Origin of the sequence: Sorangium sp. So ce726 (assembly GCF_051521405.1) — a bacterium.
Taxonomy (GTDB): Bacteria; Myxococcota_A; Polyangia; order Polyangiales; family Polyangiaceae; genus Sorangium.
Window position 1 is genome coordinate 5,773,428 of the sequence record NZ_CP150349.1, and the last position, 12,266, is coordinate 5,785,693.

Here is a 12,266-nt window from a genome sequence, read left to right on the forward strand (position 1 = left end):
ATGTGCGGTATCGCCGGCCTCATCAACCTACGCACCGACGCGCCGAACCCCGACCGCGAGCTGGCCCTCAAGATGGCGCGGGCGCTCCGCCACCGCGGCCCTGACGGCTTCGGCATCTACCGCGATCGCCACGTCGCGCTGGCCCACTCGCGCCTGTCGATCATCGACCTCGACGGCGGCTGGCAGCCGATGGCCAACGCCGAGGAGACGCTCTGGGTCTGCTTCAACGGCGAGATCTTCAACTACATCGAGCTCCGCGAGGAGCTCACGGCGAAGGGCCACCACTTCCGGACCAAGAGCGACACCGAGGCGCTGATCCACGCCTACGCCGAGTACGGCGAGGCCATGGTCGATCGGCTGAACGGTCAGTGGGCGTTCGTCATCTGGGACGTCCAGCGGAGGCGCGCGTTCTTCTCGCGTGACCGCGTCGGCATCAACCCGCTCTTCTGGACAGTCCACCGCGGCGTCCTCCGGTTCGCCAGCGAGGTGAAGTCGCTCTTCCAGGACCCCACCATCCCCCGCGCGATCTCCCGCGAGGGCCTCGACGAGGCGCTGACGTTCTGGGCGCCGATCGCCCCGCTCACGCCGTACGAAGGCATCCAGCAGATCCCGCCGGGCGCGGTGGCGACGCTCGACCTCGATCGCGACGTGGCGCCGCGCGTCTCGATCCGTTTCCGCCCCGAGTTCCCCGCCGGGCGCGCGCCCGGCGGCGACGAGGCGGGGCTCGTGTCCAGCGTGCGCGAGGCGGTCCGCGGCGGCTCGACGATCCGCCTGCGCGCCGACGTCCCCGTCGGCAGCTACCTGAGCGGCGGACTCGACTCCACGATCGTCGCGGCGCTCATCGCCTCGAACCGCGAGGTGCCGCTGCGCACGTTCTCGGTCGAGTTCGCCGAGCGCGAGTTCGACGAGGCCGAGTACCAGCGCGCCGCCGTCGCGCACCTCGGCACGTCGCACGCGTCGATCCAGTGCGGCGACGCCGACATCGCCGGCGTCTTCCCGGAGGTCGTCTACCACGCCGAGGCCCCGCTGCTGCGCACCGCCCCGGCGCCGCTGTTCATCCTGGCGCGCCTCGTCCGGCAGAGCGGCTACCGCGTGGTGCTGACGGGCGAGGGCGCCGACGAGTTCTTCGCTGGCTACGACATCTTCCGCGAGGACCGGGTACGCCGCTTCTGGGCGCGCCACCCGGACAGCAAGCTCAGGCCGCAGCTCCTCCTCCGGCTCTACCCCTACCTGCAGCGGTCGCCGGTCGCGCAGGTCGAGATGGCCAAGGCCTTCTTCGGGCGGAACCTCGCGCAGACGGACGACCCGTTCTACTCCCACCGCCCGCGCTGGGACGCCACGAGCCGCATCAAGCTGATGCTCGATCCCGCGATGCGCGAGGGCATCGGCGACACCGCCGCGGCCGATCGCCTGAGGGAGCAGCTGCCGCGCGACTTCACGCGATGGACGCCGCTCGCGCGCGCGCAGTACCTGGAGATCACGACGCTGCTCTCCGGCTACCTGCTCTCCTCCCAGGGCGAGCGCATGATGATGGCGAACTCGGTCGAGGGGCGCTTCCCGTTCCTCGATCCCAACGTGATGGACGTGGCGGACGCGCTGCCGGACGCGCTCAAGCTCCGCACCCTCGACGAGAAGCACGTGCTGAAGCGCGCGATGGGCGATCTCCTGCCGCCCGGCGTCCTCGAGCGGAAGAAGCAGCCGTACCGCGCTCCCGTGGTGCAGCCTTTCTTCGGGAGCGGGACGCCGGACTATGTCGAGGCGTGCCTGTCGCCGGACGCCATCAAGGACGCCGGCATCTGGCAGGCGCAGCCCGTCGCGGCGCTCGTCGCGAAGTGCCGCAAGACCGGCGGCAAGTCGATGAGCAACACCGACGACATGGCGTTCTGCGCGATCCTCTCCACGCAGCTCATGGCGCGCGACATCATCCAGGGTGCGCGCGTGGTCTCGGCCGCCGACGACACGTCGGGCCGGCTGGGCGTCGACGTCGATCGGGTGCGCGACGCCGCAGGCTGAGCGGGCGCGCTCGGCCCCGCGCTGAGCGGCGGCGTGACGCCGCGGGGCGCATGGGCGCCGCCCCTCAGCGAGGGAGCTTGCGTATCGTGCCGCTGCTCTCGTCCGCCCAGTACACGAACCCGCCGGCGACCGCGATGCCGCGCGGGGTGCCACCCTCGTACAGCGGCCGCGCCCTATCCATACCGTCCTTGCGCTTCCGCATCACGCGGGGCGACCCCTGATCGGTCCAGTAGACGAACTCATCCAGCCCATCCACGGCGATGCAGTCGGGGGACGCATGCGCCACGTCATCATCCTCGATGGCCGTCCAGACAGCCGCCGCGTCCTCGGAGCCGTTCTTCGGCGCCCTCATCACGGCAGACAGCTCGCTGGCGTGATCCCCGCGCGGGCTGTTGGTCCAGTAGACGTGGTCGTCGTCCACGGCGATGGCGTACGGAAACGGCTGCTCCTGGGCCAATCGCTGCGTATCGCCGGTCGCGCGGTGCGTCCGGTTCACCGAGCCGCGCAGGCTCCGATCGACCCAGTACACATGCTCCTGGTCGATCGCGATGAGGTGCGGCGACACGTTGTTGTCCTCGTGAAACTCGTCGTCGACCCGCGCGTCGGGCATCGTGATCTGGCCGATGAGGCTCCCCTCGCCCGGCGTACCGATGCCGGCCGCGCGCTGTGCCCAGAACACCGCGTCGTTGTCCGCAGCCACGCCGAGGGTCGCGAAGTCCGAATTGAAGAGCACCTCTGGCGTGCGGGCTCCGTTGCGGTCCACCGTCAAGATGTCCTTGTCATTGAGGTTGGACCAGAAGGCGCCGTGCTGATTGACGGCGATCCCGTACGGAGCGTTCTGGCCGACGGCGAGCGTCGTGACCGCCCCGCCGAGGACCGACACCTTTTGCACGCTGCCATCCGTGCCTTCGCCTGCCGTCCAGTAAACCTCGCCCTGGTAGACGACGAGAAGGTTCGCGTTCGGAGCCTCGATGGTCGGGAACCCGCGCGCGATCTCCGTGGCCCCGCTGCAGCCGATCGCGCTGCACGTCCCGCCATCCAGGCACACCGCGCCGCATGCGCCGCAGTTCTGGGGGTCGTCGAGCAGGTTCACCTCGCAGTCCTCGGGGTTGCCGTCGCAGTCCGCCGTGCCGGTCGCGCACGCATCGGATCCACCGGCTGAGCTCGCGCCGGTTTCGCTCACCGTGAAGTCCCCGAGCACGCTGGTGCATGCCGCGGCGGTCATGATGGCAATGCAGAGCATCGAGCCGATTCCGAACGCCTGGCGCATCAGAAACTCCCCTTCGCCCCCGCGGAGCCGAGCCCGATCACGGGCGTGATCGATATCCCGGCGCGCTGCGGCGATCTCGGCGCTGTGAGCAGCAGGAACGTCCCCGCGCCGACGCCCACCGCGCCGATCGCGAACCCGATCGTCGAGAGGGTGCCCATCGCGTGGTAGCTGTCGATATCGCCCTTGAGCGACGGGTCGCACCGGCCGGCAGGGCAGCGCTCCGAGAGGTTGCCGTGCTTGCCGAGCGCGAGCACGCCGCCGACGGCGCCGGCCGCGAGCCCGGCGCCGCCAAGCCCGAGCGCGGCGATCGCCAGCACCGTGCGGCTGCTGCCGCCGGAACCGGAAGCAGCAGCGCCCTGGTCTGGCCGCGGCGCCACCGATGGACGCGGCTTGACCGGAGGCGGCGGCGCCACCGGCTTGAGCTGGAGCGCGACGGTCTCGCTGGCGCCCTCGGCGAGCGTCACCTTCACCTCGATCGGAGCGAACCCCGCGGCCGACGCCCGGACGACGTGGTCGCCAGGATCGACCGGCCTCCGGACCCCGAGCGCGGCGCGCGGCACCGGCGCGTCGTCGATCGTGACCGCGGTGGTGTCCGGCCCGCTCACCGAGATGAGCACCTGCGGGATCCGGGGCGCGAGCGCGTCGAGCTCACGTTGAGCGGCCGCGATCGCCTCGAAGAACTGCTCGGGTGACTTCTCCGGCACCCCCTCGCGGAGGATGCGGCTGTACGACTCCTGGGCCGCGATCCACTGGCCCGCGCCCACCTGGGCGCGGGCAACGCCGAGCAGCAGGGTCGGCGCGTGGATGATGGCGTCAGCGCGGCTGAACCGATCGAGCGCGGCCGCGAAGTCCTTTCGTTCGAGGGCCTCCTGCCCCTCCACGGCGAGCGAGCGCGCGGTCGCGCGATCGGCGTCCGAGACCTGCGCCAGCGCGGCGGGCGTGCAGGTCAGGGCGAGCAGCAAGGAAGCGATCCCTAGTCGACGAGCCATACGAAGGAGGTCCGTGCGAAGTGCTGCAGGTGAACGTCAGATGCCGAAGTCCGTCGGCTTCGGCTTGCGGCGGACGCTCCCCGCCGGCGCGGGGGAGCGCGGCTTCGCCTGAGCGGGCTGAGCCGATGGCACACGCGGGCCGCCCGCCGGCGTCGCCGAGGCCGACGACGCCGGCGCAGACGCCGCGGACACCGTCGCCGAGGCCGCAGCCGCCGGGGCCACAGAGGGGGGCGGCACCGGCGCCTGCGCGGAGGCGGTGGCCGGCGCCACGACGTCGGGCCCCTGCGGCGCCTCGGCCACCGAAGCCGTGGGAGCCGGCTGCGCGAGCGGCTGCCCCGTCGCGTCAGGGCTCCCGCCGCGCAGGGCGAAGAACGCGACAGCCACGAGCAAGACCGCGCCGGCCGCCGCGGCGGCGAGCGCGCGTCCGACGACAGGCCGCCGCACCGGGGAAGACACCACCGAGACCAGCGCGCTGGCGGTGTGCGACCGCATCTGGCGGCCGGCCATCGCGGACGCGGCCTCCGCTGCTCCTGGCGAGGCCACCGTCGCGGCGGGCCCGGCCGAGGTCCGCGGAGCCTCGGCGTCCGCCGAGGCGATCAGCGTGACCGCGTCCCCGAACGAAGGAGCCGCGCTGTCGGGCCCCGCGTCGGGGAGCGCCGCGCCCCCCCTCGAGCGTGGCGCGAACCCGAGCTCCACCGAGATGCGCTCGCCGGACACGCGGAACGGGCCGACCATGCTCGTCCTGGGCTCGAAGCTCTCGCTCGCGAGGTCGAGCGCGAGCGCGAGCGCGTCGCAGAACTCCTTCGCGCTCTGGAACCGCGCCTCCGGCTCGCGCGACGCCGCGCGGGCCCACCAGGCGTCGAAGCCGGGCGGCACGGGCGCGAGCTGCGACGGCACGGGCAGCGGCTTGACCATGATCTTGAGGAGCAGATCGCCGAACGCCTCGCTGTTGAACGGGAGCTTGCCGGTGAGGCACTCGAACACGACGACGGCGAGCGACCAGAGATCCGAGCGGTGATCGATGCTCTTGGTGCCCTGCGCCTGCTCCGGGCTCATGTACGCGGGCGTCCCGAGCAGCGAGCCGGTCTTCGTGGTGGAGGTGACCTGCGGCGTGCTGTCCTTCGCGATGCCGAAATCGAGCACCTTGGCGATCTCCCTGTCGTCATCCAGGACGAGGAAGATGTTGGCCGGCTTGAGATCGCGATGGACCAGGCCGCTCGCGTGAGCCTTCGTGAGGGCGCGCGCCACCTGCGCCGTGATCGCCATCGTGTCGTGCGGGTCGAGCCGCCCCACGCGCTGGATGCGGGTGTCGAGGTCCTCCCCCTCGAGGTACTCCATCGCGATGTACGGCGTCCCCTGCCAGACGCCGTGGTCGAGGATCTGCACGACGTGCGGGCTGCGGATCTGCGCGGCGACCTTCGCCTCGCGCTCGAACCGGTGCCGCACCTCCTTGGAGACGCCCTGCGCGTTCATGAACTTGATCGCGCACGGGATGTCGAGGCCGAGGTGCTGGGCGAGCCACACCGAGCCCATCCCACCTTGCCTGAGCGGACGCACCAGGCGAAAGCGATCGGCAACGGTGTTCCCCGCGGCGGGTGTCACGCAGCCTCCCAGACCTTTTGGAATAACACAGGTCGTCATCCAGGGTCACGTTCGCGCCATGCAAAAGTGAACTGGGGCCGACAGCGCGAAATGGCGCAGAAGCCCCGCCATCCCCCTCCCTGCATTTGTGCCGCTTGCACCGTTTGCGACGTTTACGACGCTTCGCGGCGGAAGCTAGCGAGAGCCCGAGCTCGCGGCGGCGGGCTCCTGCAGAGACCGCCGCGCGCCGGGCCGGCCCGGAAGCGCGCTGCCGTCGGCCTTGTCCGTCTTGCCGAGCGGCGTGCCCGTCGTCTGCGCGAGCTGGCTGCCTCGCGGATCGTCCGGGAACGAATCGAGGAACTTGCGGACGTGGTGGCGCGACTCCTCGACGATGCCCGCGCGGAACGTCAGGAGCGCAAGGTTGTAGCGCGCATCGGCGCTCCTGGGCTCGGCCTTCAGGGCGGCGAGGTAGCCTTGACGTGCGCCGTTGTAGTCGCCGCGCTTGTCGGCGATGAGCGCGAGGTTGTAGAGCGCCTCGGCGTCCGAGGGATCCTGCTCGGCGAGCGGCGTGAGGCGCGCCTTCGCCCCGTCGAGATCCCCGGCCAGGATCGCGAGCGCTCCCGCGAGGAGCTGCGCCTTCCGGCCGGCGCCGGCGTCGATCGCACGATCGGCCTCGGCCCTGGCCTCGGCCAGGCGACCCGCGCGCTCGAGCGCGAGCGCGAGCGCATAGCGGAGCCGCGACGGGTCGCCGCCCTCCTCCAGCAGCGCGGCCCGCGCCTCGGCCTCGGCGCGCTCGGGGCGGCCGGCGACGGCGAGCGCCTCGGCCAGGACCGCGCGCGTGCTGCTCTGTTCCGGGCACCGCTCGCGCGCGGACTCCGCGTCGCGGAGGGCGGCGCCAGCGTTGCGGGCGTGCAGCCTCGCCTCGGCGCGCAGCGCGAGGCAGGCGCACGTGGCCGGCTCGGTGGGCGCGGCGGCGGCGGGGTGCATCCTCAGGCAGCGCGCCGCGACGCCGTCGAGCTCGTCGAGCTTGCGCCGCTCGCGGATCGGCCTCGTGAGCTCGTCGATCGCGCGCAGGTGTGCGCCGTCGCGGCGCAGCGCCGCCCACCACATCCGCTCGCGCGACCCGAGCAGGGGCGCCGCCCCGTTCAGCTGGACGACGCCGAGGCCGATCACGACGATCGCGGCCCCCATGCGCCGGTGCTTGAAGCTCGATCCGAGCCAGCGCTCCGCGGCGGCCGCGGCGAGCGTCGCGAGCGCCGCCCAGAGGGGCAATGCGATGAACACGACCCCCTGCGCGAGCGGCGCCCGGGGCCCGCGGAAGTAGAGCGTGGCCGCGAGCGCCGCGGCGAGCGCGATCCACAGCAGCGCCGCGCCGTTCCTGGCGAGCCGTGTATCGAGCCGCGCGGCGAACCACGCCGACAGGCCAAGCGCCGCGGCGAGCGCGGCCGCCGCGAGCAATCCCGAGAGGGCGAGCGCGTCAGCCGGGAGCGGCTCAGGCGAGAGCCACGTGGGCGCGATCGCCAGGACCACAAGGTGCAGCGCGCGGCAGAGGTGCAGGGCGAGCTCAGCAAGCCAAGGCACGGCGTGACCTTAGCCCACCGCCCATCGCGGACCAAACGGCGGAGAGGCATCGTTGCAGCGCGGCCTCCGCGTCGAGGGCGCGCTCACAGCCACGGCGCGCTCACGGCAGGGTCATCTCGATCTCGACCGAGACGCGCGTTCCGGGCGGCGGCACGGCGAGCCCGAGCGGCATCATCCGGAGGCATTGCGCCGCGTCGGGACGATCCATCCCGCGCACTTCGCTGATGCCACGGGCGATCTCGTTCCCGGACGCATCGAAGGTCATGTTGAAGATGTACCTGGCGCGCGCTGGAGCCGGGTTCTTCCTGAGCGAAGGCTCCCAGCACTGCTTCACGAAGAGCGACCGGCGCGCTTCGAGCTCCTTGGCGGCCTCCCCCTCGACACGCTTGTAGAGCTCGCTCGTCAGAGGCGAGGCCTCTGCCGACGCGGGGTGAGCCACAGGTAACGAAGGGGCGGGCGCGTCCGCGGGCGCAGGCAGCGCGCCCGCGCGTGCTGTCGAGGCCTCCACGCTGGCCGACGGAAGCGCAGGTGGCGGCGGACGCTGCAGCCCGAGGTAGAGCCCTGCCGCGATGAAGAGGCTGCCGAGCAGGATCGCCGCGGGGGTCATCAGCTCCTTCTGCATGGTGGCGATCGGAGGGCACGCGCCGCGCGCCTCGCGGCGCGCGAGGTTGGCTGCCCAGCTCGACCTTACTGCATCGAGACGACAGCGGAGGTGTACGAATAGTCGTTGTTGGTCCAGAAGGGGCTATCGGACTTCCCGCAGAGGCCGACGTTGTACTGGCCTGGGGACGGCGACAGCACTGCGCTCAGCCCCATGGCGATGCGGGTGTGCGCCGGGACCTGGACCGCATAGACGCCCGTCCCTTCTGGGCTGAGCTCCCCGAGAGGCGAGAGCTGCTGAGAGCAGATCCAGAGGTGGAGCTGGTCCGCGGGGGTCGACGCGGCGCCGAGCGCCTTGTTGGAGACGACGACGACGCGCTGCCCCGAGGCGGTCACGCTCACGGTCGCGGGCGCAGCCAGGAACTGCAGCGATTTCTGAGGGGCAGCGCCGGCGCCGGAAACGTAGGTGCTCAAGATGACGCCCGGGGGTCCCTGTGGCCCCTCCGCCCCCGGCGCACCCGGGGGCCCAGCAGCGCCAGGCGGCCCAGCTGGACCGCTCGGACCGGCCGGGCCGGCCGCGCCGGGCGGGCCCGCCAGCCCTGGCGCGCCTTGCAGGCCGATCGGATCGCCGACCCACGCGCCGCTGCTGTCGATGACGAGGCGACCGCCGATGGAGATCGAGTTCGGCGTGATGTCCCCCGCGACGTTGCTGGCCTGGAGCGCATACGGAACGCTCGCGATCTTGGCGCGCGGCACCATCTCGGGGTCGTCCCCCACGGTGATCCCCAGGTAGCGCGCCGCGCCGTCGAAGACCGGCTTGTCGACGGGCGCGAGCTCGCCGAGGTCGACCGAGAAATAACCTTGGTCGAACGTGATGGTGTGGAGCTCGCTCCAGACGGCCACGGGCGCGTCGGGCGCGTCGTAGAACGCGAACACCACGTCGAGCGTGTCGTCGATGGGCTGGCCCACCGAATCGAAGAGGCGCCCCTGGTGGGTGATCGTGACGGGGACCGCCGCGGCAGCGGGCCCGGACAGCGCGGTCACCGCCGCAAGGACCGGCGCGTAGATCGTTCGTGCCTTCATCGCGAGCTCCCCTCGTTCGCTCTCGCGAGCCGGCGCAAGGTGCGCTGTGGCAGGGATCGCGCGGCGCGCGCTGAGCGATCGCTGCCGGAGGCGCCGATGATCCTGGAGCGGGCCGCGAGCCCTGCCACGATCTCGCGAAGGAGCAGCGCCTTGGATGCCAGCGGCCGATAGGCGGTTCCGATCGCGCTCCCGGTCATCCGACGCCGCTCGGACAGGCCGTCAGCGTCGCCAGCGCCGAGGCCTCGCCGCCGCGGGGCGAGGCCGCCCGAGACGGCGCGCGCCCGGGTTTCGCGGCCGGCGCGCCGCGACGTGATCGCCCTCGGCGCGGCGCCGGCTACTCGAGATCGTACGGCTCGACCTTCACCTCGGCCAGCTTCGGTACGGCCGCGGCGATCGCCTCGCCGATCGCCTCGTGCGTACCGACGACGCCGATCACGAGATCGTCCTCGGAGATCCGGCGCCGCACGGCGGCGTTCGCCTCCTCGAGCGTGACGTCCTCGATCCGCTTCAGGTAGGTCTCGTGGTACCCCTCCGGCAGGTCGTACAGGATCTCGTCGAGCTTCTGGTGCACGCGCTTCCTCGCGGTGTCGATCTCGAACGCGTGCGAGCGGACGAGGTAGCGCTTCACGAACGTGAGCTCGTCCTGGGTGATCCCCTCGCGCCGCAGCGCCTCGAGCAGCCCGAGCTGCAGGGAGAGACAGGCGGCGGCGTCCTGCGCCGCGGGCGCGGTCCACATCGTGAACGCGTCGCGGTGCCGATCGAAGCCCGCGCGCGACGAGGCGCCGTAGGACCAGCCACGCTTCGCGCGCACCTCCTGCATCAGCCGCGACGAGAAGGTGCCTCCGAAGGCGGTGTTCGCGACCAGGAGCGCCATGTGATCGGGGTCGTGAGCGTCGGTGCCGAGCCCGCCGATGACCATCTGCGTCTGCGTCCGCTCGGGTTTGTCGACGAACACGAGGCAACGCCCCGGCCTCGCCCCGGGATCCGTCACCGGATCGGGGATCGCCTCGCCCTCGGGCAGGCCGGACAGGAGGCGCTCCGCGACCCCGTGCGCCTCACCGGGCTCGATGTCGCCCGAGATGGCGACGATCGCGTTGCGCCGGGTGTAGTGCCGCGCATAGAACGCGGCGACGTCGTCGCGCGTGATCTCCCGCAGCGTCGGGATGGTACCCGCGATGCGGCGGCCGTAGGGGTGCCCGGCGAACAGGGTCCGCCGGAAGGCGCGGCTGCAGAGCGAGCGATCGCTGTCGCGCGCCTCGATGAGCTCGGCCTCGGCCTCGCGCAGGAGCCGCGCGAGCTCCGGCGGCGAGAACGTCGGGCGGGCGAGGAGCGTGGCCCCGAGCTCGACGAACCGATCGAGCGAGCGCTTGATGACCTCGAAATGCACCGTCGTCGCGCTCGCCGCCACGTCGGTGCCGAACTCCCCGCCGAGCGCGTCGATCGTCTCCTCGATCTCGTTCGCGCTGTAGCCCTCCGCGCCGCGGCGGAGCATGCGCGCCGTGATGCGCGCGAGCCCCTCGCGCCCGGCCGGATCGTGCGCCGAGCCGGAGGGGAACGCGACCACGATGCTGACGATGGGGAGCGCGTGGCTCGTCTCCACGAGCACCGCGCCGTCGCGGGGCGCCACGCGACCGCCCGTCGCTCCCCTGCCCTGCCCCTCGGCGCCCCAGGCGAGGCCGCTCTTCACGCTCTGGCTCACGATGCCTCCTCGCTCTCGGCGTCCGTCCCGTCCTCTTCGTCCTCGTCGCTCGTCCCGTCCGGGATGACGTGGATCACCGTCCGCGCCGAGCTCACCAGGTAACGCCGCGCCACGCGCAGCAGATCCCCGACGGTCGCCCGCCGGTAGGCGCCGAGCCGCTCGAACAGCGCCGCAGGATCGCCGAGCACCGTCTCATAGAAGCCGATCTGCTCTGCCTTGCCGGCGACGGTCTCGAGCCCTTGCAGGACCGAGAGCTCGATGCGCGCCTTCGCGCGATCGAGCTCCGCCTCGGTAACGGGGGCGCGGCACACCGCCTCCAGGAGCGGCTCGAGGGCCGCGAGCAGCGCCTCGCCGGTGTGCTCGCCGCGGGCCGAGAGGTAGATGTCATAGAGCGCAGGATCGCGGAACGAGCCGACCCAGCCCCGGACCTCGCTCGCGATCTCCTGCTCCTGAACGAGCGCCCGGTGCACGCGCGACGACCGCCCGGAGAAGAGGATCTCGTTCAGCAGGGCGAGGGGCGCGTGGTCGAAATCCCCGAGCGCCGGCGCGCGATAGCCGATCGCGACCTTGTGCGTGGCGGTCGGCTTCACCACCTCGGCGCGGCGCTCCGCGATCTGCGGCGGCTCGGGGCACACCTCTTCGACCGGGATCTTCGACGGCTCCTGCGCGCCGTAGTGGTCCTGCACCCCGCGCAGCGCCTCATCGAGCGCGACGTCGCCGACGATGACCAGCGCCGCGTTGTTGGGGGCGTAGTACGTCCGGTAGAACTCGACGCAGTCCTCGGTCGTGAAGCCCTTGATGTCCTCCATCCAGCCGATGGTCGGCCACCCGTAGGCGTGCTTGATGAACGCCTCCTTGTAGAGCAGCTCGCTCACCGCCCCGTCGACGTCGTCGTCGACCCGCTGCCTCCGCTCGTTGGCGACGACCTCCTTCTCGCTCGACACCTGCGGATCGCGGAGGACGAGCCGCGCCATGCGCTCCGCCTCGAGGCGGAGGGTGAGCTCGAGCGCGTCCTTCGGCAGGTTCGTGTGGTAGTAGGTCCAGTCGAGGAACGTCGCCGCGTTCGTCTCGGCGCCGGCCTCCTCGAGCATCCGGTCGAACGCGCCGTGGGCGACGCTCTCCGTCTCGCCGAACATGAGGTGCTCGAAGAGGTGGGCGATGCCGGTCTTGCCCACGCGCTCATGGCGCGAGCCGACGCCAAACCAGGTCTGCAGGCAGACCACGGGCGCCGAGGGATCGACGAGCACGAGCACCTTGAGCCCGTTCCCGAGGGCGAAGCGCTCGACGCGCATCGTCGGACCGAACGCGACGGTGGCGTCGTGGCGCAGCCGGGCGAGCGGCGGGCGTTCGCGGTTCAGCTCGACGAGCATCTCGGCGAGCGGACCCATTCGAGGGGGCGCGTTGGCGCCGGGGACCGAGTAGGCAAGCGTCTCCTGCATGGCAGGCGCAG

Annotated in this window: 9 protein-coding genes; 1 reads left to right on the forward strand and 8 read right to left on the reverse strand. The window is 72.1% G+C overall.

Going from position 1 to position 12,266, the window contains the following annotated elements; all coding sequences use genetic code 11:
- Positions 1-2,013, forward strand: a complete 2,013-nt coding sequence (asnB, locus tag WME79_RS21570) for an asparagine synthase (glutamine-hydrolyzing) (RefSeq protein WP_437538516.1) — start codon at positions 1-3, stop codon at positions 2,011-2,013.
- 64 nt (positions 2,014-2,077) lie between these two features.
- On the opposite strand, the gene WME79_RS21575 is transcribed toward asnB, so the two are convergent.
- From WME79_RS21575 to WME79_RS21610, 8 genes are all read right to left on the reverse strand, one after another.
- Complete coding sequence (locus WME79_RS21575; protein ID WP_437538517.1) at positions 2,078-3,283, reverse strand: lipoprotein receptor; 1,206 nt, start codon at positions 3,281-3,283, stop codon at positions 2,078-2,080.
- Positions 3,283-4,245: a hypothetical protein gene (locus WME79_RS21580; RefSeq protein ID WP_437538518.1), complete on the reverse strand. Its 963-nt coding sequence runs from the start codon at positions 4,243-4,245 to the stop codon at positions 3,283-3,285. The genes WME79_RS21575 and WME79_RS21580 overlap by 1 nt, the downstream gene beginning before the upstream one ends.
- 63 nt (positions 4,246-4,308) lie before the next feature.
- On the reverse strand, positions 4,309-5,874 hold the full coding sequence (locus WME79_RS21585; RefSeq protein WP_437538519.1) for a protein kinase domain-containing protein: 1,566 nt from the start codon (positions 5,872-5,874) through the stop codon (positions 4,309-4,311).
- Positions 5,875-6,048: 174 nt separating this feature from the next.
- Positions 6,049-7,434, reverse strand: a complete 1,386-nt coding sequence (locus WME79_RS21590) for a tetratricopeptide repeat protein (RefSeq protein WP_437538520.1) — start codon at positions 7,432-7,434, stop codon at positions 6,049-6,051.
- Between the two features lie 100 nt (positions 7,435-7,534).
- Entirely contained in the window at positions 7,535-8,056 is a 522-nt protein-coding gene (locus WME79_RS21595; protein ID WP_437538521.1) for a hypothetical protein, read from the reverse strand.
- A 65-nt stretch (positions 8,057-8,121) separates the two neighbouring features.
- Positions 8,122-9,117, reverse strand: a complete 996-nt coding sequence (locus WME79_RS21600; RefSeq protein WP_437538522.1) for a collagen-like protein — start codon at positions 9,115-9,117, stop codon at positions 8,122-8,124.
- A gap of 334 nt (positions 9,118-9,451) precedes the next feature.
- Positions 9,452-10,816 (reverse strand): M16 family metallopeptidase, encoded by a 1,365-nt coding sequence (locus WME79_RS21605; protein WP_437538523.1) that lies wholly within the window; start codon positions 10,814-10,816, stop codon positions 9,452-9,454.
- Positions 10,813-12,255 (reverse strand): M16 family metallopeptidase, encoded by a 1,443-nt coding sequence (locus WME79_RS21610; RefSeq protein WP_437538524.1) that lies wholly within the window; start codon positions 12,253-12,255, stop codon positions 10,813-10,815. The genes WME79_RS21605 and WME79_RS21610 overlap by 4 nt, the downstream gene beginning before the upstream one ends.
- Positions 12,256-12,266: the final 11 nt, after the last annotated feature.